Consider the following 20,872-nt stretch of genomic DNA (forward strand, 5'->3'; position numbering starts at 1 on the left):
GCGTACGGCAGCGCGGCTCAGCTGACCGTGGCCACCCGGATGGTTTCGGGCAGGGCCTTGACGGCCGCCACGACGTCCTCCGTGACACCGTTGCCGCAGTCCGTGACCAGGTAACCCATCTGCCCCTTGGTCACGAGCTGCTGGCGGTCCACGTTGATCCCGTGCTCGCCGAGCACCGCGTTCACGCGAGCCAGCATGCCGGGCAGGTTGCTGTGGATGTGCAGCAACCGGGTGCCGTGGATGTGGGGGTCCAGCTGCACCTCGGGGAAGTTCACGGACAGGCTCGTGGTGCCGTAGCGGCAGTAGTCGATGAGCTTGCCGGAGACGAAACCGCCGATGTTCTCCTGGGCCTCCGCCGTGGAACCACCCACGTGCGGGGTGAGGATCACATTGGGCAGCCCCTGCAGCGGGGACTCGAACGCCTCGCCAGCGACCTTGGGTTCGGACGGGTAGACGTCCAGGCCCGCCCCGGCCAGGTGGCCGGAGACGAGGGCCTCGCGCAGGGCCTCGATGTCCACCACGTGACCGCGGGACAGGTTGAGGAACAGGGAACGGGGGCGCATCTGGCGGAACTGCTCCCGGCCGAACATGTTGGTGTTGCTCTCGCGCCCGTCCACGTGCAGGGTCACGGTCTCCACCGTGTTCAGCAGTTGCTCCAGGGAATCGCACTTGGTCGCGTTGCCCATGGCCAGGCGGTCCACGATGTCGTAGAAGTAGACGTTCATTCCGAAGGCCTCCGCCACGACCGACAACTGCTTGCCGATGTTGCCGTAGCCCACAATCCCCAGGGTGCGGCCCCGCACCTCGTGGGAGCCCTTGGCGGACTTGTCCCACACGCCCTGGTGCATCGCGGAGTTCTTGTCCGTGAGGTGACGCGCCAGCGCGATGATCTCACCCAGCGCGAGCTCCACCACGGAACGCGTGTTGGAGTACGGCGCGTTGAACACGGCCGTGGCGGTGTCCGTGGCGGCGGTGAGATCGATCTGGTTGGTCCCGATGCAGAACGCACCCACGGCCTTGAGGGTGGGGTGCGCCTCGAACACTTCGCGGGTCACGCGCGTCTTGGAGCGGATCCCCAGCAGGTCCACGCCGTCCAGCGCGGCCATCAGTTCCTGCGGGTCCAGGGCACCCTTGCGGGTCTCCACCTCGAAGCCGCGGCTACGCAGCGAGTCGACGGCGTCGGTATGAATGTTCTCGAGCAGTAAGGCCTTCACCCGTCCATCCTATGGGGTGGGGCGCGGGCGCCCCGTTTCACGACGTAGCATTCCGGGTCACCCCCGAGCGCGGCGCTCGCGCGCGGGGTGACCGGCGGCGTCGTCCTCCGGGACCGCGCCGTCTGCTCAGTCCCGGTACGCGCCCAGCAGCTTCTCGACGACGGCGCGCATCCCGTACTCGCGCGCGATCGTGTCCGCGGCCGCCCGACCCGCTCGCCGTCGCCGCTCGGGATCGGCGATCAGCTGCGCGAGGGCATCTTCGAGGGATGGCTGGGTGTCGTCCACGACCGCGCCGGACCTCGTTCGCGCGACCGTGGGCGCGAGCCCGCACGTGTCCGTCACGACCACGGGCAGTCCCGCGGACATGGCCTCGAGAACCGACATGGGGTACGGCTCGTGGACGGAGGGCAGGACGTACACGTCCGATTCCGCCATCCACCGCGCCGCGCCCGCGGAGTCCACCGGGCCGGCCCACGTGAGGCGCTCGCCGAGGCCCGCGGCCGCGATCGCCGCGCGCACCGCGTCCCCCTGGCCCTCATCCGGGCCCACGAGCGTGAACGTGGCGCGCGGGAACCGCTCGGCCAGGGATCGCGCGGCGGCCACGAACGCGAGCGGACGCTTGCGCTCCTGCAGACGCGCGAGGAACAGCACGCGACACTCGTCGTCTTCCCGCGGCACGCGGGGGCGCGAGGATACGGGCATCCCATTGTGCAGTTCCATGAGGTTCACGGGCCCGCGGGCGACCTCGGTGAGGTCCTGTTCCTCCTGAGGGGTGAGATAGCAGACCCGGTGCGCGTCCCGCAGCACCCGCCGGGTCAGCAGGGCGTCCAGGGGCCCCGCGAGGGGATTCTCGGACGGATCGATCATCCCGTGGGTCTGCAGGACGGTTCGGGTGCCCGCGCGCTCCGCGAGCCACGCGGCCGGCAGAGTCAGCAGGTCACGCGCCGTGTGCACGTGCACCACGTCCGCGGTCGGCGCGACCCGGCGCAGCCACGACAGCATGGCCGGCGAGGTGAGACCCGCGAAACCCGCACCCGGCAGGGCCTGGACGGGACGGAAGAGCTGCGTGCGCACGCCGTCGCGTTCGGTGGGCAGGGGCGCGCCCAGATCGGAGCCGGTCGCAGCGAGGATCACGTCGTGCCCGGCGGCGGCGAGCGCGCGGCACTGGTTGAGGGCCACCGTGGTGGGTCCGCCGTATGCATTGGTCCCCGAGACCAGGGCGACGACCTGCAGGATCCGCATGCTGCTCACGCCTTCGTGGCCACAGGGGCGAGCACGCGCTCCCCGGCCGGGACGTCCCGCGTGACGAGCGCGGTGGCTCCCACGACGGCGCCCTCGCCCACCGTGACGCCGCGCAGGACGGTGGCGCGCAGGGCGATCCATGCGCCGTCGGCCACCGTGATGGGGGCGTTGTCGAACTCGAAGGCCGGGTCGTCCGCGCGGTGGCTGCCCGTGCACAGCATGGCGCCCTGCGACACGCACACGTCAGAGCCGATCGTGATGGGCTCCAGGTTGAGCAACCATGCGCCCACGCCGATCCACGAGTTCTCGCCCACGCTCAGCTTCCAGGGCCAGTGGATCCGCACGTCGTGGCGGATCAACGTGCCGTCCCCGATCCGCGCACCGAACGCCCGCAGGATCCGGGTGCGCACGCGCGGCGGGCACAGGACGGAGCGTTGCAGCGGTTCCGCCACGAGGGCCCACGCGGCGCACTGCAGCGCCCCCCGGCCCTTGTCGTAACCGCGGCCGGTGAAGGTGGCCAGGCGTCTCGTCGTGTGTGTCATGTTCTCTCCCTTGCCCGCAACCGCGATGGCGGCGCGATGGTCGTGGTCTGCGTGCCGAGGTGCGTGCCTCGGAGGTCTTCTCATGGGTCGTCCCGGCGGTACACCGGGGTGGAATAGGCGATGGTGCCGTCCTGACCGACGGCGCGCGCCACCGTGAAACCGTGCGCCGGGGTGGTCACGTCCTGCCCGCCCACGATGCTCCGCGGCGGATCCTCGTACGCCACGTCCCGCTGTCCCACGGCGAGGCCGGCGGGCCACGTGTTGTGCAGCACCTCGAGCGAGCGCACGGGTTCGCGTGCGGTCAGCCGGAGGGACCGGGCGTCGGCGTCGCGGGACGGTGGCGTCACGAGGTCGGTGAACGCCGCGCTGCGATCGGAGGCGAGCGAGTAGTACGTGCGGCGAGCGGGTTGCGGGACGGCCGGGTCCTCGGGCGCGTAGACGACGACCGGCGCCCCACGGGTGCTGCTGAGCTTCCGCCCGGTCCCGTCCATGACGTCCACGACGGCGTACACCCAGCTCCCGGCGTCCGCCTCGATCCCACGATCGAGCACCGCCGCCCCGGCCTCGCCCGCGGCGACCGTGACGGGGTCGGAGCTCGCGAGTTCGCGCTCGTCCAGCGCAATGACGCGCACCCGCACCCGGACGGGGTCCGCGCCGTGGTTGATCACCAGGCCCTCCGCCAGGACGTTACGACCCTCGAGCACGAACTGGGGGGACGTCACGTACCCCACGGGGTCCCGGGTGGGCGGGCTCTCGCCACGGAACTGCGCCGCGTAGTGGGCCGTGAGGTCCGCGCGCGTGGTGCCCCAGTCGGTGGTCGGTTGCACGGCCGTGCGTTCCACGACGTCGTTCCAGGTCACCGCGGTGGCCCACCCGGCGCCGGCATCGCGTTGCAGCTGCCACTGGGAGCGCCACAGTTCGGTGGCCCGAGCATCCACGTACCCGCCGTTGGTGGTCTCCCGGTTGTACCCGGGCAGGATCCCACCCGCGAACGCGGTGTCGTGTTCGCGGGCCCAGCGGGCGACGTCGGGAAGGATCATGAAGTCGTGGTCGTCGAAGAGCCACACCGCTTCGAAGAGACCGGCGTACGGGTCCACGGCGGCCGCGTCGAAGGCATTGTCGTTCTGGCTCGCGGCGGTGCGCAGCTCGGCCACGATGTAGACGGCGATCCCGTCCCGTTCGAGGCTGCGGCGGCACGCGAGCCAGTCGTCGGGGGACAGCGCACGGGCGTCGTAGACCCACACGACCAGGGCGTCGTCGATCCGCGCGGCGGACGGGCGGTCCCCCGCCGCGGCCACGTACTCCCGGATCAGGGATTCCGCCCCGGAGCGGGACGTGGCCTGGAGGCACGCGGCGACCGCGAAACCGCGGGCCCCGTCCTGCCAGGTCGGGTCCGCCGCCGCCATCCAGTCGGTGACGAAGTCGTCACCGGAGTTGACGTCCTCCAGCAGCAGGATCTGCATCCCCGTGAGACCCGCGGCCCGGGCCTGGTCCAGCTGGGACTGCACGAGCTGCGGGTAGGGCGTGTCCGCCGGGGCGAGGAACAGTGGGCGCTCACTGCCGTAGTGGGTTTGTGGATCCTCGCTCAGCGGCAACCCCTGGGGCACCATGTGCGCCCAGACCTGCCGGTCGGGCAGGGAATCCGCGCCCCGCGTCCACGTGGTCCGGTCCGGATCCTCCCCGCAGGACGCGGCCAGCAGGACCGCCGCGGATCCGGTCAGGACGAACAACCCACGGCGCGTGACGGAGACTCCCCGTGACGGGGCCCGCTCATCCCGCACCGATGACTGCATCCTCACGCACCCCGTCCGCGCGGTGCCATCGCGCGAGTCGCGCGGACCGGCGCTGCAGATAGCGTGCGGTCCAGGGCCGGACGAGCCGGTCCAGGATGGTCACCAGGACCATCATGGACACGATCCGACTGACGGCGCGCGTGTTGTACTGGGTGATCATCACGACCATGAGCAAGGACATGCCCAGTACCGCGGAGAGGAACAGCACCATGGTGGGGTGGGGGTTGGACGCCACGCTCTTGAGGCAGATCCGCACCACCAGGGCCCACACGAGCGTGAAGAGCAGCAGCACGAACCCGCCGAAGCTGGCCCATTCACCCAGCGCGGAATACGGGATGAACTCGTGGACGCGCATGTGGAAGAGGATGTCGTACCAGCCCACCATGGATCCCGGGCCGGGGTTGAGCGAAATGAGCATGTCCGACGCCGTGATCCCCTGCTGCCGGCTCACGAAGATCAACAGCGGGACACTGAACCCGAAACTGCTCGTGGTGGTCACCAGGGACTTCCCGAAGAACGCGGGGTCCTGGAGGATCTTCTCCATCGCATGGGCGTAGGGGATCAACCCGTGCATGTTCAGTTCACGGCAGTAGAGCGGGATGGGCAGCAGGATCACGGTGATGATCGCCGTGCCGAGCCAGCCCAGCCAGGACACCCTGCCGCCCGCCAGGAACTTGCCCACCGTGTAGAGCAGGATGACGCCGGCGAACACCCGCGTGGCGGACGCGAACAGGACCACGAGCCACAACACCATGGCCACCCGTGCCAACGTGGGATGCTTCACGGACAGGAACCCCGCCGCCAGCACGGCCGCCGGTTGTACCACGCTCACGGCCGAGACCAGCGGTGCGGGTGCCACGAACTCCAGGTACCGGGGCGCCTCCAGCAGGAAGTGACCCTTGGTGAGGATCATCAATGCCAGGGTCCCGAATGTGACCAGCAACCACAACCAGGACAGTGACTGCACCTGGGCGCCCACCGTGTGGATGAGCGAACGCCAGGAGACCGTGGCCCCCGGGAGCGGGACCAGCAGGGCCAGGATCAGCCCCGCGATCGCCCAGGACACCAGGCGCGCGGCGTCCTCGTGGTCGTAGGCACCCCACACGGGTGTGAAGGGGCTGGGGATCGTCACGACGGAGTGGTCCAGAAAGTACACCGTGGACGCCCAACTGACCAGCAGGAAGACGATCAGTGTCAGGATCGGGACCCGGTCCAACGTGACGGCACGCTGCCAGTTCACGACGCCGAGTAACTCGAGCGGTTCACCGCGGTGGCTTCGGACGGGTGCCGGTTGGAGCGGCGTCGCCGTCCGAGTGCCTGCGCCAGGGCGATGCCGGCCACGGCCCCGATCCCGGAGCCGATCAGGGCCCAACGCTTCACGCTGGGCTTGTTGTCGGACGTGGCGGCCTCCGCCTGCTGGACGATGGCCACGTCCACCTGGGACATGCCCTCGCTCTGGGGCGAGAACTGCCGGATGGAGTCCCGCAGGCCGGTCGCGAGGTCATCGGCGATGGCCGCGCTGCGCTGACCGTCGGTGTCCGTGTACGCGAGCTTCACGAGGCTCGAGCCGGTGGGGACCTCCACGGAGAGGTCCTTGGCGATGTCGTCCGTGCTCCGGCCGTGATCCGCGGCCTCGTTGAGCACGCTCGAGGTCATGGCCAGGTTGTTGTACGTGGGCATGTTGCTCAGGATGTACTGCGACACAGATTCGGTCTGACCGCTCGGCAGGTTCTGCGCCGGGGTCACCATCACGGTGGTGGTCGATGTGTAGGTCTGTGGTCGCAGCGCCGCGGCGAGCCCTCCGACGAGCGCGCCGAGCACGATGGTGCTCAGGACGACGCCCAAGAATTTGGCAACTGTGTTGCGTGCACGTGAAGACACGTGATCCCCCAATTTCCTCTGTGCTCCCGTCAGCCCGACGAGAGCACACCCCTTTGATTAAATTTGTCGTCCTGAATGTGGACTAATCTTTATCTGATTACCCCTGTTTAGGGGACAAGATTTACTTCGATCCGCGGGCCGTAAATTCCCGTGGACGGTTCGCAGAACCCCCTGGAAACAACCCCTACAGCCCGCTACATCCGCATGATACCGGGGGTAAAACCGGTGCGCGGTCTCCCTGGGCCGCGGATGCCTGTAACCATGATAGCCTCCATGTGATCTATTGTTTATATGACAAAGAATTTGTCAGCAATTTCTCACTCCGGGGAGCCTCGACGGGTGGAGTGGGATGTGGTGACGGGGGAGAGGACCACCATGCCCAGGCTTACTGTCATCATGCCCGCCTATCGGGCGGGCGCCACCGTGGAGAGCGCCATGCGCTCCACGCTGCGGGCCATGCCGCGGGACGCGGAGTTGGTGGTGTCCGTGGACGGCCCGGACGTCGAGACCGAACGTGCGGCCCGCCGGGTGACGGACCGCCGCGTCGTCGTCCGGACCGATGCCGTCAACCGGGGGACCGTGGCGTGCATGCGCCGGGCCCTGGAGTCCACGGACAGCGAGCTCGTGGCCCGCATGGACTCGGACGACATCTCCCTGCCGTGGCGTTTCCGGGTGGGCTTCCGGGCCGTGCGCCATGCGGACATCGTGTGCGGCACGGGGATCCGCTTCGGGCGGGGGATGCTCCCGCGCCCCGGGTACCCGGGCAGTCTCACGACCCGCGAGATCGGACTGCTGCTGCCGTTCGTCAACCCCTTGTTCCACTCGAGCATGCTCGCCACCCGGGAGGCGCTCGTGGCCGCGGACGCCTACGCGCGGCCCAACACCGCGGAGGACTACGTCCTGTGGTTCGACGCCCTGCGCGCCGGGGCCCGGATCGTGAAACTGGCCACCCCCGTGGTGGCCTACCGGTTGAGTGAGAGCCAGCTGTCGAGTTCGGACACCTACTTGGAGCGCGTCGTCTCCGACCCCGAGATCCGGCGCGCGTGGACCGCGTGGGCCCATGCCTCCGGGCGGCCGTGGCTCGAGGCCAACGGCGGGGTCCCCGGATCCATCCGGGGCACGGGGGGACAGCTCGAGGCCATCGTGGCCGGGGTGCGTCCCGGGACGCGGCACTACGCGCGGCGTCAGTTGGCGAGAGCCGCCACCCTCATCCCGGCGCCGGCATGCTGAACCAGATCAAGTCGCTCATCGAGCGCGCGATCCCGCGGATGTCCTCCGCGATCGTGATCCTCACGCTCGCCGCGTTCACGTCCCCGCACTACGTGGGTATTTACAACGTGGTGACCCTGCTCTACACGGCCATCCAGGTCACGATCGACTCCGGGGCCCGGTTCGCGGTGATCCGTGTGCTGACCGAACCCGGGGGCATGAAGATCATGAACCGCTACCGGGTGATCATGCCCGTCCTGGCCTTCGTGATCCTTACCGGGCTCATGCTGTTCCTTCTGCACAACGGGACGCTCGAGAACTGGGGCGAGTTCTTCCAGGTGCTGCCCGTGGCGCTCGCGCCCGGTTTCGGGGCCCTGGGTCTGCTGTACGTGGGCACGCTGCAGGCCACCAACCAGTGGGGGACCCTGGCCCGGATGCAGTTGCGGGCCTCCCTCGCGGGTCTGCTCGTGGGCGGGACCATCCTGGTGCTGACCCACTCGCTGCTGGGCCCGGCCCTGCAGCTGGCCGTCACGGAGGGCATGTTCGCCCTGCTGTGCTGGCGCCGTGCGCGCCTTAACACCCAGCCCCTGCCGCACTCCACGCCGGGCGAGCGTTCGATCCTCTCCGACATGGGCACGATGTCCAGCTACGCGCTGGTGTCCTGGTTCCAGGGCCAGGCCGAGCGACTGTTCATGGCCGTGTTCGCCGGCACCGCCGTCCTCGGTACCTACACCGCGGGCAGCGCCGTGGGCCGCGCCCCGGGGGACGCCCTGGCCGCGTCCACCGCGAACGTGGTGCGCGTGGGGATCGCGGACAAGGAGACCCCGGAGGAGATCCGGAGCGCGAGTGACCATTTGTTGCTGCGCGCGCTCATGCTCGCGTTCGCGTGCGTGCTGATCGCCCTCGCGGCGAGTGTGGTCCTCACGCCCCTGCTGGGTGGCGACTGGAAACCCGCGATGTCCATGGTGCCGTTCATCGCCATGGTGTCCTTCCCCGTAGTGCTGTCCTGGGCGGCCTCCGTGCTGCTCGTGCGCACCGGTGCGGCCTGGAAGACGTTCGTGGGTCCGGTGATCGGCGTGGTCTTCGGTGCGCTGATCGCATGGGTCGCGTCGTTCGACCTGCACCTCGCGGCCACGCTGCTGGTCATCCGTGAGTTCGCCGTGGTCCTCGTCGCATACGTCCTGGTGGGACGCAGTGCGCCGTGGCGGTCGTTCCTGGTGGCTGCGGTCCTCTCAACCATCGGGCTGGCGGGCTGCTGGCTCCTGGTGGCGTAGGGCCAACGCACAGCCCGTTCCCGGTCTGCGGACGCAGCATGACGACATGACCACCTCGACCCCGGCGACCGGACGGTCCACCTTCCTGCGCGGGCGCCTCGACGAGCCCGCGGTCACCGGCGGCGGGTACCGCGGCGGCGTCGTCCTTTGAGGCCGCAACGGGTACGACGACGCTGCGCCCCTCCCGCTCCCCGCTCACCCGATGGTGGGTGGCCGCGGCGGGGGTGGTGCTGATCGGGGTGGTCGCGTTCAGTCGGCTCTACCTGGGGTACCACTGGCTCACGGACGTGACGGCCTCGCTGCTGCTGGTGATCGCGATCCTCGGCCTGGTCGTGGGCGTGGACGCGTGGCGCCCCACGACGCGGCGGGCGGAGCTCACTCGAGCGTGAGCACCGCCTCGATGGCCTCCTCGAGCACGGCGATCACACCGGTGCATTGGATGGCGTAGTCCGCTGCCCCTCAGGTGATCTCCCGGATCCGTTCCAGCGAGTCCTCCTTCCCGGAATTGATCACGTGCGTGGCCCCGTAGCGCTGGGCGAGCTCCAGGCGGGAGTCATGCAGGTCCACCGCGATGATCGTGGCTGCGGCCGAATTGCGGGCAGCCATGATGGCCCCGAGCCCCACGGCGCCCACACCGTAGACCACCACGGATTCACCCGGGCCGGGGTTCGCGGTGTTGAGCACAGCTCCCGCCCCGGTGGTGATACCGCACGCGAGGGGGCCCGCGAGTTCCAGGGGAACGGACTCGTCCACGGTGAGTTCTTCCCACCGGAACGGCGCATCGACGTGATCGACCACGTAGGCGTGGATGTTCATGGCCGCCTTCTCGAGCAGGGCGCTCGGCTCTGAACGCCGGGCTCCCCTGCTATTTGCGGTCGGCACGCCGCGGCCATCCCCGCGGGGCAGCGGAGATGGCCCGCATCAAGTGGGGCATCCGGTCGCTCAGGCGCCCCGCGCCTGCTCGCGATTCGCGCGGTACCAGGCCACGGCGTCGTCGAGCCCGGTGGGCAGGTCGATCGAGGCGGACCAGCCCAGCGAATGCAACAGGGACACGTCCATGAGCTTGCGGGGCGTCCCGTCCGGCTTGGAGGTGTCCCACGAGGTGGAGCCCTCGTACCCGGTGGCCGCGGCCACGAGACCGGCGAGTTCCTTGATGGTCACGTCCTCGCCGGTGCCCACGTTGACCTGCTGGGGCCCGTCGTAGTGCTCCATGAGGTACAGGCACGCCGTGGCCAGGTCCGACACGTGCAGGAACTCGCGCCGCGGTGAACCCGAACCCCAGTTGGTGATCTCGGTGTCACCGGCACGCACGGCCTCGTCGTAGCGGCGGATCATGGCGGGCAGCACGTGGGAGCCGGACGGGGAGAAATTGTCCCCGGGGCCGTAGAGGTTGGTGGGCATCGCGGAGATCCACGGCAGCCCGTACTGGCGTCGCATCGACTGCACGTGCAGGATGCCGGCGATCTTGGCGATCGCGTAGGCGTCGTTGGTGGGCTCCAGGTACCCCGTGAGCAGCGAGTCCTCGCGCAGCGGTTGTTCCGCGAGTTTGGGGTAGATGCAGGAGGAGCCCAGGAACAGCACGCGTTCCACGCCCTCGGTGCGTGCGGCGTCCAGGATGTTGAGCTGGATCCGTAGGTTGTCGGACAGGAAGTCCACGGGCTGGGAATTGTTCGCACCGATCCCGCCCACCTTGGCCGCCGCGAGCACGAGGTAGCGCGGCCTGTGTTCGGCCATGAACGCCTCCACGGCCGCGCGGTCCCGCAGGTCCAGCTCACGGGAGCTCGCACCGATCAGGTTCTCGAAACCCTCGTCTTGGAGGTGACGCCAGATGGCGGAACCCACGAGACCGCGGTGACCGGCCACGTAGAACGGCGCGGAGCGGTCCAGCGCGCCGGGGGTGTAGGCGACGTCGTCGGTGGTGCGGGCATCGGCCGGGTCGCTCACCGTGTGCGGCCAGTGCTCCTGGCCGGCCGCGGTGTCCCGGCGGTTCGTCACGTCCGCGCTCACGCCGCGTGCTCCGGGGTCCAGATGCGCTCGGACACGGTGTCGATCCACGGGGAACCGGCGCACTCCAGGGCAGCGCGGTCCGCGTCCACCATGATCCGCGCGAGCTCCGGGGCGTGCACCGTGGCCTTCCACCCGAGCTTCTGCTCGGCCTTGGACGGGTCACCGATGAGCGCGTCCACCTCGGTGGGGCGCAGGTAACGGTCGTCGAAGCGGACGTGCTTCTCCCAGTCCAGCCCGGCGTGCTCGAACGCGGTCTCCAGGAACTCGCGCACCGTGGACGGGCGGCCCGTGGCCAGCACGAAGTCCTCCGGTTTGTCCACCTGGAGCATGCGCCACATGCCCTCCACGTACTCCGCCGCGTAGCCCCAGTCGCGCACGGCGTCCAGGTTGCCCATGTAGAGCAGGTCCTGCTTGCCCGCCGCGATCGCGGCCACGGCACGCGTGATCTTGCGGGTCACGAACGTCTCGCCGCGGCGCGGGGACTCGTGGTTGAAGAGGATCCCGTTCACGGCGAACATGTCGTACGCCTCGCGGTAGTTCTTGGTGATCCAGTAGGAGTAGATCTTGGCCGCGCCGTACGGGGAGCGCGGGTAGAACGGGGTGTCCTCGTTCTGCGGCGGGGGAGTGGCCCCGAACAGCTCGGACGTGGAGGCCTGGTAGAAGCGGCACTTCACCCCGGCGCGGCGCACGGCCTCGAGCAGACGCACCGTGCCGAGGCCCGTGGTGTCACCCGTGTGCTCGGGCTCGTCGAAGGACACGCGCACGTGCGACTGGGCCGCGAGATTGTAGACCTCGTCCGGGTCTATCTCGCCCAGCAGCGTGACCAGACGGGCGGCGTCGGAAAGATCGCCGTAGTGCAGGAACAGCCGCGCCTGCGGGTCGTGCGGGTCCTGGTACAGGTGGTCGATGCGGGACGTGTTGAACGTGGACGCGCGGCGGATCAGGCCGTGGACCTCGTAGCCCTTGGCGAGCAACAGCTCCGCGAGGTAGGAACCGTCCTGCCCGGTGATGCCGGTGATGAGTGCTTTCTTGGTCATGAGTGGTCTCCCCTGTGTGACGTGGTACGTCGGGACGGGTGTCCCGGCCGATCAGGAATGCAGTGCCGCCGCAGGCGCGGTGGTCTCAGTGGGTAGCAGTGCGCGCAGCGCGGTGCTGAAGGCGCGGACCGCGGCGCCGGCGCTGAGCACGTCGCGCACGTAGCGGCGTCCGCCGCGGTGCGTGGCGCCGCCGGTCGCGATCCACTCCTCGTGCAGTTGCAGGGCGCCCGCCACGAGTGCCTCGGGATCCCCGGGCGCCACACGGATGCCCGCGTCCGCGGCGTCGAGCTCGGCGGCGGACGGGCTCTCGGCCTCGACGGCCGCGAGCACGGGACGGCCAGCGGTGAAGTAGCTCGTGAGCTTGCTCGGGACGCACATCTCCTTGAGCCCTGGTCGTTCGTTGACCAGCAGGACGTCCGCGGCGCGCAGCAGTCCGGCGTAGGTCTCGTCGTCGACCCCGGGCAGGACCTCGAAGCGCGGCGTGCGCCGGGCCAGCTCCTCGAGCTGCGGGCGCTGGTGCCCGCCGCCCACGAGCACGAACCGCAGCGGCGCTCCCGTGCGCTCGGCCACGTCCGCGGCCGCGGCGACGTTCGCGAGGTCCTGCTTGGCCCCCATGTTGCCCGTGTGCAGGACGACGACGTCGCCCGCGCCCCACCCGAAACGACGCCGTAGTTCGTCGGTGTCCACCGAAGGGGTCTGGGAGATGTGGGTCCAGTTGCGCACGGTGCTGATCCGGCGCGCGGGCACGGCCATCTCGCGGCGCAGGTAGTCCGAGAAGCGGTCGTGGATCACGACCACCCCCTGGCACGAACGCAGGAAGGTGCTCTCGATACCGCGCATGACGCGCGCCACGGGTCCGCTCGCCGCGCCGGTCTCGGTGAGCCCGGCGGTGTAGATGTCCTGCACCCACGCGATGACCGGCGTGCGGCTCAGCGCGGCGCGCACCCGCACGATCGCGGACGAGAACAGGGCGGGGCTCACGACCACGACGGCGTCGGGATCGCCCCACGCGGCGGTCGCGGCACGCAGACCGAAGACGATCTCCATTCCCAGCCGGCGCAGCTGTCCGGCGTCGTGGGGAACGGGGTGCGGCACGCGCAGGACGGGTACGCCGTCGATCTCCTCGTGCGCGGCGCGGCGGTGCGAATACCCTTCGTGGACGCGCCACTGCGGGTAGTGCGGGAGACCCGTGATGACCCGGGCGTCCCATCCCTCCTCGCGCAGCGCGCGAGCCATGCCGGCGGTGTACGGCGCGATGCCCGTATGTTCCGGTGAATAGTTGAGTCCGATGATCAGGACGCGTGCTGCCACGCTATCTCCTCCCCCATGAAAAGCGGAGCAGCTCAGCCGCTGCCGCCTTTCCCGAATGGGCGGACTTCCCCAGTCCGCCTCCGCGCCACGTGGTGCAGCGATGCCTCATGGCTGTCCCACCGGGAGCGGTGAATGTCGCCGAAACACGAATCCCGCGTGTCCCGACGTTTGCCATCATAATCGTGTGCACAAGCACCTAACACCACAGTGGTGACAATTCTGTGTGGGCTCATATAGGTACACGTCGGTATCGCCTCAGGTGGGAGCGCGAAAAACAGTGATCTTGATGTAAAAACACACATTAGGGGACGGTAATCTCGGTTACGACCGGCGTCTCCCTGGCTATGCTTTATGAGTGCAAACATGCACGACTCCCGCGGGGGAACGCGGAAGTGACGCGGAGTTCGGGGCATCGATCCGCACTTCGGGGTGGGGCCCGGTCTTCGAGAGGGCACCCATCGCCACGGGGGACGGGCGAAGGGGCGCGGCTGAGGCGCACCGGAGCAGAACTGGGGGAGATTTCATGCGTATTGCCGGGCAGGCAACTTTCGTGACGGACCACGACCACACCTTCCACGCGTGGGTCCACGGCCCCGCGGACGATCGTGTGCGCGGCGCCGTGATCGTGGCGCCGGCCTTGGCGCGCGAGGAGGTCGTGAGTCACCGCAGCATGCGCCTCGTGGCCGCGCGCGCCGCGGAATCCGGGTGGCTCGTGATCCGCCTGGCGTGGAGCGGGACCTCCGAATCCGGTGCGCGTCCGGCCCTGAGCAACCCGCTCGAGGTGTGGCACGAGGACCTTGCGGTGGCCCACCGTGCCGCGCGGGAGCTCGTAGGACCTGATCTGCCCGTGCACGGGATCGGGCTGCGCATCGGTGCGGGTGTGCTCGCGACCTCACCCCTGCCGTTCGATCGGCGCGTGCTGTGGGAACCGGTCTCGGGCGCCGTCTACATGCGCCAGTACACGGGCCTGCGGCGCACGAGCGGGTTGATCCTGCCGCCCGAGGTCCCCGACGGCGTGGAGATCGGCGGCGCACACTTCACCGACGCCGAAGCCGCGGCCATCCGCGCCCTACCGGATCCCCGCAAGATCAAGATGCCGGGTCTGATCACGGTGCGCGAGGAGGACCGGCGCATCGCCAAGAAGTTATACGGCGTGGCCGCGATCTACGCGAAGGCGAGCCCGGAGGCGATCGCCGCCCTCGTGGGTCGACTGGACCATTCCGTCCCCACCACGTCCCACAGGGAGGACTGGGTGGACGTGAGCGGCTGGCGTCCCACGACGACCGCGTGCTTCCATGTGGCGGAGTTCGGCGCGGAGGTCCAGGAGGACCTGCTGGAGCTGGGCCCGGACCACTTGCCGGCCTCCTACACCCACCCCGTGGGCCGCGACGGCACCGGGGCCGGCGCGGTGGTGCTCGCACCGCCGTCCGCGGACCCCAAGGACGGGCCCACGGGACTGTGGACCGTGCAGGCACGCCGACTCGCCGCGCGCGGTGTCCCCGCGCTGCGCATCGAGCGTCACCACTGCGGTGACGCCGCTGGCCTGGATGAGGTCAAGGACATCAACCCTTACACGGGGCAGGGCGTGGCGGACCTGGACCTGGGTGCCGCGTGGCTGGCCGAGCGCACCGGGGAGAAGGTCACCGGGGTGGGGCTGTGCGTGGGCGGCTGGCTGGTCGCCATGGCCCCGCCCACGAGCGCCATGACCACCCGCGTGGTGCTCAACAACGTGGCGTGGCGCGCGGCGGAGAGCTACTACGACAAGCTCTATCGCAACTGGGACGTGGACGCCGTGCTGGAACAGTTGCGCACCATGAGCGACGTGGAGGTCACCACGAGCTGGCGCACGCGCGCCAAGGACCGGGTGCGCCGCCGCATGCCGTACATCGCGTGGCTCGTGCTGGGCCGGCGCAACATCCCCAACGTTCCCGAGGTGGTCATGGAGTACGCGTCCCGGGGCGCCGAGGTCACGTTCTACTTCGGGCCGGAGGACGGTCTGCTCTTCCAGCAGGAACGCGGGGAGGAGGGTCTGGCCCGGTTGCAGCGCCAGGGCCGCCGGATCAGGGTGGCCCACGTGCCCGCCCTGGACCACTCCCTCCAGGCCCACGCCTCACGCCTCACGGCCCTCGAGATCGTGGACGCCGCCCTGGGCCTGAGCCCCTCGCCCGCCGAGGAGGTCGTCCCGTGCGCCGTCTGAGAACACGCAGCGCCCGCGCGCTCGCCGGGTGCGCCCTCACGGCCGTGCTGCTGAGCGGCTGCGCGGCCGGCGGGTCCGGCGACCACGCGCCGTCCTCCTCCGGTGAGAGCCTGGGTTTCGACGACGCCGCGCTGTCCCGGGTGGGTTTCGCGGACCCGCAGCAACTCACGCAACCGTCCCACGGGATCACCGTGACGGGTGCGCAGGGGCTCTCGGAGCGGGCCGCGGAACTCGCGGTGAGCACGGACCAGGTCTCCGCCGAGGCCCCGGGCGGGCGCAACTCGGTGGTGGTGATCACCCCGCAGGACTACGACCCCGCGAAGAAGTACCCGGTGGTGTATCTCCTCCCGGGCAGCGGTGCCACGGAGTCCCCTGCCCTGCAGTGGTACGAGGCGGGTCAGGCCGAGCAGCTCACCCAGGGTCTGCCCGTGATCACTGTCATCGTGAGCGGGGGCAAGGTGGGCTGGTACTCGGACTGGGCGTCCCAGGAGGAACTCACGCAGAACTGGGAGACATTCCACCTGGACCAGGTGGTCCCGTGGGTGGATCAGCACCTGTCCACCAGGGCGGACCGCGAGCACCGCGTGATCATCGGCAACTCGATGGGCGGGTACGGCGCCATGCGCTACGCCGAGCAACGTCCCGATCTCTTCGGGGAGGCCGTGAGCCTGTCCGGGTTACTGGACCTGTCCTCGGACGAGGCCAAGCAGACGATCGCCACGGGATCCCAGGAGGCCACGGGCCGCACCGATTCGGTGTTCGGCAACGGCTCGATCACGACCGAGGAACAGTGGCGTGCGAACGATCCCGCGGTCCGGAGCGGGGAGCTCAAGAATGTCCACGTGCAACTCTTCGCCGGCCGGGGCAACGGCCAGGAGGGGGACATCGAACCCGCTCTGAAGGACACCACGGTGACCATGGCGCGCGAGCTCGAGTCACAGGGAGTGGATTACCAGTACACCGAGTACGGCCAGGCGGGCCAGTGCAACGGCGGCCACGAGTTCCCGTGCTGGACCCCCGCGGCCACGGTCGCCCTCGGGCGCTGGGCCGATCGGGTGGGCGTGAAGCGCACCTCGCCCCAGCCGTCGGTGCCCTCGGCATTCGAGGACGTGACCTCACGGAGCTCGTCGTGACGAGCGCGCCCGTGACCGTGACACGCGGGACCGAGGCCGGGGACGGTGTCGTCGGCGTACCCCGCGTGGGGTGCGACCTGCAGGAGGTCGCGCCCGTGGCCGAAGCGCTCGCGCAGCGCGGGCAGCGGTACCTGCGGGCACTGTTCGCGCCCGAGGAGATCGCCGACCTCACGCGTCCGGACGGACGCCCGCTCGCGGCGGAGTCCGTGGCGGGGCGCTTCGCGGCCAAGGAGGCCGTGCTGAAGGTCTTGCGCCCGAGCGCCGACGACGCCGTGGCCTGGCCCCAGATCATGATCCGCTCGGACGCCCACGGTGCCCCTCGCGTGGAACTGCGGGGCACGGCCGCCCGCCTGGCCCGCGGCGCCGGACTCGGGGCGTGGAGCGTGAGCACGTCCCACGACGGAGGCTTCGCGATGGCCGTGGCCCTGGCCATCCGCTCACCTCAGCCCTGACCGGAGGCCAGACCACCGCGCCGACCGGTACCCGGGGCGCGGACATCGAAAACCACCACATCAACCGAAAGAGGTTCACCCCATGGATTCCACCGCCATCGAGACCACCGTCCGCTCCGTGCTGGGCCAGCACGGGAAGCTGTCCGAGGACGCCGGGACGATCGCCGCGGATGCGGACCTGTACCGCGCAGGCATGACCTCCCACGCGTCCGTGAACGTGATGCTGGGCCTGGAGGACGAGTTCGACATCGAGTTCCCCGAGGAGCGCCTGACCAAGGCCACGTTCACGTCCATCAACTCCATCACCGAGGCCGTGGAGGCGATCAACAATGACTGATCATGCGGTACTGACCGACACCCCGCAGCGGGGTGCCGAGGACACCGACCGGGCCGAGCGGGTCGCCGCGCGCGCGGAGGCCGTGGCCGCCGTGGCGCGCGAGTTCGCGGACGCGGTGGACTCGGAGTCCCGGTTCCCGCGGGAGGCCATCGAGGAGGCCCGCGCCCAGGGCCTGTTGGCCGCGCCGATCCCGGAGGCGGACGGCGGGCTGGGCTACAGCATCACCGAGCTGTGCCGGATGCTCGAGCGCGTGGGTCGGGAGTGCACCTCCACGGCCATGATCCTGGCCATGCACCACTCCCAGGTGCTGTGCCTCACCCGCCACGCGGACACCGACTTCCTGCGGGACTACACCCGCCGTGTGGCCACCGAGGGGCTGTTGTTGGCCTCCGCCACGACCGAGGCCCAGATCGGCGGGGACACCCGCAATTCCACGTGCGCCGTGCGCCCGATCGAGGACGGCCGGGTGGCCCTGCACAAGAGCTGCCCCGTGATCTCCTACGGTGCGTACGCGGACGCGATCCTGGTGACCGCGCGGCGCAGCGAGGACGCGGCGTCGAGCGACCAGGTGCTGTTGGTGGTCGAGGCCGAGAACCTGCAGCTGGACCGCCAGCGTGGCTGGGACGCCCTGGGGATGCGGGGCACGTGCTCCGAGTCCTTCGAGCTGGACGCCACCACGCCCGCGGACGCCATGTTCACGGTGCTGTTCGAGATGATCTCCGCGCAGACCATGCTCCCGGCGGCCCACTGCCTGTGGGCCTCCGCGTGGTTGGGCATGGCTACCCAGGCCGGGCTCACCGCCCGGTCCGTGGTGCAAAAGGCCGCGCGTAAGACCCCGGGGACCACACCGCCGTCCGCGCTGCGGCTCGCGGAACTCGAGGTGCAGCTGCAGTCCATGACGGACGTGGTGCGTGCGAGCGTGGCCCGCTACGAGGCCGCGTGGGACGATCCGGCCGTGACCGAGTCCATGCAGTTCGCGATCGCCATGAACACCCTCAAGGTCTCGGGCGCGGAAGCAGTGCGCCGGATCGTGGGGGACGCCATGGTGATCGTGGGCATCACCGCTTTCGCCAATCGTTCGCCCGTGAGCCTGGCCCGGTTGTACCGGGACAGCATCGGGCCCTCGGTCATGGTCAACAACGACCGCATCCTGCTCCACACCGCCACACTCCAACTCGTTTCCAGGGGGCAACGATGAGCGCCACGGACACCACACAGGACCTCTCCCAGCTGCAGGACACCTTCCGCGAGGGCCTCGAGGCCCACGGCTGGTTCCTGCCCACCCTCGGGGACGGCGTGACCGGGCTCGGTCCGCAGGCCGAGGACGTCGTGCAGGGCATCGCCGCCGCGGCCCGCAAGGTCGCGGCGCGGCTGTCCCCGGACGCCGGCACGCGCCGGTTGCGCTTCCCACCGGTCAACGGGACCCGGTTGCTCGAGCGCACGGACTACGTCGCGTCCTTCCCGCAACTGCTCGGGACCATCTCCGCGTTCGAGGGCGACAACAAGGCCCACCGTGAGCTGCTCGGCACGTACGAGGAGCACGGTGACTGGTCCGCCCAGCTCACCCCGGCCGGCCACGCGCTGGTCCCCGCGGTGTGCCACCCCTTGTACGCGTACCTCGAGGGCTCGCAGGTGGACGGCTCGGTGTTCGAGCTCGTGGGCGAGTGCTACCGCCACGAGCCCAGCCCGGACCCCATGCGTTTCGTGACCTTCCGGATGTTCGAGGCGGTGTGCCTGGGCACGCCGCAGGAGGCCCGGGAGCACCGCGAGAAGTGGCTCGAGGCGGGGACCAACCTGCTGAGCTCCCTGGGGCTCGAGGTCCAGGCGGACACCGCCAACGACCCGTTCTTCGGCCGCGCGGGCAAGCTGCTCAGCGCGGGTCAGCGCGAGGCGCAGCTGAAGTTCGAGATCCTCACGGAGGTCTACCCGGGCCACCCCACGGCGATCGCCTCGGCGAACCTGCACGAGGACCACTTCGGTGAGAGCTTCCACCTGCGCACCGCCGACGGCGCCGTGGCCCACTCCGCGTGCTTCGGCTTCGGTCTGGAGCGGGTGGCCCTGGCCCTGGCCATGCGCCACGGTTTCGACACCGCCGCGTGGCCCGCGACCGTGCGTCAGGAACTGGGGTTGCCATGACCGCCGTGACCGTGAACCACGGTGGGTCGGCGGGTACCGCGTCCGTGCGGGAGCCCTTCGGCCACGAGGTCCTGGCCGTGCGCGGGTGCGAGTCGCTCACCGTGGCGAACGCACCGCGCTCCGTCCTGCACGACCCGGCGGAACCGTGGTCACCCACGAACTGCTACATGGACGTGTGGATCGGTCTCACCGCGACCCTCGGGTTGGACCCGCTGCCCATGCTCGGGGCCGCGTTCAGCGCGGACTTCCTGGGGGACCAGTGGGAGTTCCTCAAGCCCCGGCAGGAGGATCTCGAGACGCTCTACGGCCTCACGGTGGGGGAGTACGACACGTGGCGGCCCCTGGCCGAACACGTGCAGCTGGTGATGTCCCGCGGGGACGCCCTGATCGTGGAGGTGGACGCCTACCACCTCCCGGACACCGAGGGCGTGTCCTACGGGCGGGTCCATACCAAGACGTCCATCGTGCCGTTGCGCCTGGATCCGGTCGCGGGGGAACTCGTCTACCTGCACAACGACGGTGTCCACGTGCTGCACGGGGAGGACCTCGACAACGCGCTGGGCACGGGTGTGGGTTCCGGGTGGGTCCCGTACCCGTACGTGGAACTCGTGCGACTGGACGGCATCCGGTCCCTGGCGCCCGAGGCGCTGTGGCAGCGCGCCGTCGAGATCGCGCGGGGGCACGTGCGCCGCGCCCCGGACGCCGGGACGGGCAATACCGCGCACCCCGATCCGGCCGACCGGCTCGTCGCCGCGATCCGGGAGCACGTCCCGGTGCTCGCCGAGCGGGGCATGGAGTACTTCCACCAGTACTCGTTCGCGACGACGCGCCAGGCCGGTCTCACGTCCGGGCTCGCCGCCCACGCGTGCCGGTACCTGTCCCGCGGTGCGCAGGAGTGGCCGAGCGACTTGGACGCGGAGCAGCTGATCGAGGCCGCCGAGCAGTTCGACGCCGCCGCCGGCGCCGCCAAGGCCCTGCAGTTCAAGCTGGCCCGGGCGGCCTCGGGCAGGACACCGCGCATCGACTCGTCCGCGGAGGCGTTCGTGGCCGGGCACACCGCGGGCATGCGCGCGGTGCGTGAGGCCCTGGGCCTGGGGGAGTGACCGG

At 70.1% G+C, this 20,872-nt stretch carries 20 protein-coding genes; 10 read left to right on the forward strand and 10 right to left on the reverse strand.

The genetic code is table 11. From position 1 onward, the window contains the following. Positions 1-17: 17 nt before the first annotated feature. From serA to RF650_RS10485, 6 genes are all read right to left on the reverse strand, one after another. Entirely contained in the window at positions 18-1,214 is a 1,197-nt protein-coding gene (gene serA, locus RF650_RS10460; RefSeq protein WP_064845622.1) for a phosphoglycerate dehydrogenase, read from the reverse strand. Positions 1,215-1,340: 126 nt separating this feature from the next. Then, on the reverse strand, positions 1,341-2,456 hold the full coding sequence (locus RF650_RS10465) for a glycosyltransferase (RefSeq protein ID WP_368814869.1): 1,116 nt from the start codon (positions 2,454-2,456) through the stop codon (positions 1,341-1,343). Between the two features lie 5 nt (positions 2,457-2,461). Then, entirely contained in the window at positions 2,462-2,998 is a 537-nt protein-coding gene (locus tag RF650_RS10470) for a DapH/DapD/GlmU-related protein (RefSeq protein WP_035964957.1), read from the reverse strand. Positions 2,999-3,078: 80 nt separating this feature from the next. Beyond that, the gene (locus tag RF650_RS10475; protein ID WP_368814870.1) at positions 3,079-4,728 is read right to left on the reverse strand and encodes a hypothetical protein; all 1,650 of its coding nucleotides are present in this window, start codon (positions 4,726-4,728) and stop codon (positions 3,079-3,081) included. A 40-nt stretch (positions 4,729-4,768) separates the two neighbouring features. Next, positions 4,769-6,031: a hypothetical protein gene (locus RF650_RS10480; RefSeq protein ID WP_368814871.1), complete on the reverse strand. Its 1,263-nt coding sequence runs from the start codon at positions 6,029-6,031 to the stop codon at positions 4,769-4,771. After that, a complete protein-coding gene (locus RF650_RS10485) occupies positions 6,028-6,672 on the reverse strand; it encodes a YveK family protein (protein ID WP_368814872.1) in 645 nt (214 codons plus the stop codon). Before RF650_RS10485 ends, RF650_RS10480 begins: the two co-directional genes overlap by 4 nt. 375 nt (positions 6,673-7,047) lie before the next feature. Between RF650_RS10485 and RF650_RS10490 the strand changes: the two genes are divergently transcribed. The 3 genes from RF650_RS10490 (at position 7,048) to RF650_RS10500 (ending at position 9,544) form a co-directional block, all read left to right on the forward strand. Continuing rightward, positions 7,048-7,902 carry a glycosyltransferase family 2 protein gene (locus RF650_RS10490; RefSeq protein ID WP_368814873.1) on the forward strand — a complete coding sequence of 285 codons (855 nt, stop codon included), beginning with the start codon at positions 7,048-7,050 and terminating at the stop codon, positions 7,900-7,902. Further along, positions 7,896-9,155, forward strand: coding sequence for a lipopolysaccharide biosynthesis protein (locus RF650_RS10495; RefSeq protein ID WP_368814874.1), 1,260 nt, complete (start codon positions 7,896-7,898; stop codon positions 9,153-9,155). Before RF650_RS10490 ends, RF650_RS10495 begins: the two co-directional genes overlap by 7 nt. A 173-nt stretch (positions 9,156-9,328) precedes the next feature. Beyond that, positions 9,329-9,544 carry a phosphatase PAP2 family protein gene (locus tag RF650_RS10500; protein WP_368814925.1) on the forward strand — a complete coding sequence of 72 codons (216 nt, stop codon included), beginning with the start codon at positions 9,329-9,331 and terminating at the stop codon, positions 9,542-9,544. A 70-nt stretch (positions 9,545-9,614) separates the two neighbouring features. On the opposite strand, the gene RF650_RS10505 is transcribed toward RF650_RS10500, so the two are convergent. The 4 genes from RF650_RS10505 to RF650_RS10520 form a co-directional block, all read right to left on the reverse strand. Beyond that, on the reverse strand, positions 9,615-9,971 hold the full coding sequence (locus tag RF650_RS10505) for a zinc-binding dehydrogenase (RefSeq protein WP_368814875.1): 357 nt from the start codon (positions 9,969-9,971) through the stop codon (positions 9,615-9,617). A 126-nt stretch (positions 9,972-10,097) separates the two neighbouring features. After that, positions 10,098-11,099: a GDP-L-fucose synthase family protein gene (locus RF650_RS10510; protein ID WP_368814926.1), complete on the reverse strand. Its 1,002-nt coding sequence runs from the start codon at positions 11,097-11,099 to the stop codon at positions 10,098-10,100. Positions 11,100-11,158: 59 nt separating this feature from the next. Then, complete coding sequence (gene gmd / locus RF650_RS10515; RefSeq protein WP_368814876.1) at positions 11,159-12,199, reverse strand: GDP-mannose 4,6-dehydratase; 1,041 nt, start codon at positions 12,197-12,199, stop codon at positions 11,159-11,161. A 51-nt stretch (positions 12,200-12,250) separates the two neighbouring features. Then, positions 12,251-13,510, reverse strand: coding sequence for a glycosyltransferase family 4 protein (locus RF650_RS10520; RefSeq protein WP_131333603.1), 1,260 nt, complete (start codon positions 13,508-13,510; stop codon positions 12,251-12,253). A 523-nt stretch (positions 13,511-14,033) separates the two neighbouring features. Here RF650_RS10520 and RF650_RS10525 point away from each other — a divergent pair. The 7 genes from RF650_RS10525 to RF650_RS10555 all read left to right on the forward strand — a co-directional run bounded on the left by RF650_RS10525 (position 14,034) and on the right by RF650_RS10555 (position 20,868). Next, positions 14,034-15,707: a hypothetical protein gene (locus RF650_RS10525; protein ID WP_368814877.1), complete on the forward strand. Its 1,674-nt coding sequence runs from the start codon at positions 14,034-14,036 to the stop codon at positions 15,705-15,707. Beyond that, on the forward strand, positions 15,695-16,840 hold the full coding sequence (locus RF650_RS10530) for an alpha/beta hydrolase (protein ID WP_368814878.1): 1,146 nt from the start codon (positions 15,695-15,697) through the stop codon (positions 16,838-16,840). Before RF650_RS10525 ends, RF650_RS10530 begins: the two co-directional genes overlap by 13 nt. Further along, complete coding sequence (locus tag RF650_RS10535) at positions 16,837-17,292, forward strand: holo-ACP synthase (RefSeq protein ID WP_098053640.1); 456 nt, start codon at positions 16,837-16,839, stop codon at positions 17,290-17,292. The genes RF650_RS10530 and RF650_RS10535 overlap by 4 nt, the downstream gene beginning before the upstream one ends. A gap of 82 nt (positions 17,293-17,374) precedes the next feature. Beyond that, on the forward strand, positions 17,375-17,629 hold the full coding sequence (locus RF650_RS10540) for an acyl carrier protein (protein WP_064845610.1): 255 nt from the start codon (positions 17,375-17,377) through the stop codon (positions 17,627-17,629). After that, positions 17,622-18,827, forward strand: coding sequence for an acyl-CoA dehydrogenase family protein (locus tag RF650_RS10545; protein WP_368814879.1), 1,206 nt, complete (start codon positions 17,622-17,624; stop codon positions 18,825-18,827). Before RF650_RS10540 ends, RF650_RS10545 begins: the two co-directional genes overlap by 8 nt. Then, positions 18,824-19,765, forward strand: a complete 942-nt coding sequence (locus RF650_RS10550; protein ID WP_368814880.1) for a hypothetical protein — start codon at positions 18,824-18,826, stop codon at positions 19,763-19,765. Before RF650_RS10545 ends, RF650_RS10550 begins: the two co-directional genes overlap by 4 nt. Continuing rightward, a complete protein-coding gene (locus RF650_RS10555; protein WP_239321254.1) occupies positions 19,762-20,868 on the forward strand; it encodes a DUF1839 family protein in 1,107 nt (368 codons plus the stop codon). Before RF650_RS10550 ends, RF650_RS10555 begins: the two co-directional genes overlap by 4 nt. Positions 20,869-20,872: the final 4 nt, after the last annotated feature.

This window comes from Kocuria sp. CPCC 205297 (assembly GCF_040981035.1).
Classification (GTDB): Bacteria; Actinomycetota; Actinomycetes; order Actinomycetales; family Micrococcaceae; genus Kocuria; species Kocuria marina.

Bases quoted from the DNA above. Each gene is read 5' to 3' on its own strand.
- gmd (WP_368814876.1), bottom strand. From the start codon at position 12,199: ATGACCAAGAAAGCACTCATCACCGGCATCACCGGGCAGGACGGTTCC.
- RF650_RS10525 (WP_368814877.1), top strand. From the start codon at position 14,034: ATGCGTATTGCCGGGCAGGCAACTTTCGTGACGGACCACGACCACACC.
- RF650_RS10555 (WP_239321254.1), top strand. From the start codon at position 19,762: ATGACCGCCGTGACCGTGAACCACGGTGGGTCGGCGGGTACCGCGTCC.
- RF650_RS10545 (WP_368814879.1), top strand. From the start codon at position 17,622: ATGACTGATCATGCGGTACTGACCGACACCCCGCAGCGGGGTGCCGAG.
- RF650_RS10495 (WP_368814874.1), top strand. From the start codon at position 7,896: ATGCTGAACCAGATCAAGTCGCTCATCGAGCGCGCGATCCCGCGGATG.
- RF650_RS10550 (WP_368814880.1), top strand. From the start codon at position 18,824: ATGAGCGCCACGGACACCACACAGGACCTCTCCCAGCTGCAGGACACC.
- RF650_RS10540 (WP_064845610.1), top strand. From the start codon at position 17,375: ATGGATTCCACCGCCATCGAGACCACCGTCCGCTCCGTGCTGGGCCAG.
- RF650_RS10505 (WP_368814875.1), bottom strand. From the start codon at position 9,971: ATGAACATCCACGCCTACGTGGTCGATCACGTCGATGCGCCGTTCCGG.
- RF650_RS10465 (WP_368814869.1), bottom strand. From the start codon at position 2,456: ATGCGGATCCTGCAGGTCGTCGCCCTGGTCTCGGGGACCAATGCATAC.
- RF650_RS10470 (WP_035964957.1), bottom strand. From the start codon at position 2,998: ATGACACACACGACGAGACGCCTGGCCACCTTCACCGGCCGCGGTTAC.
- RF650_RS10490 (WP_368814873.1), top strand. From the start codon at position 7,048: ATGCCCAGGCTTACTGTCATCATGCCCGCCTATCGGGCGGGCGCCACC.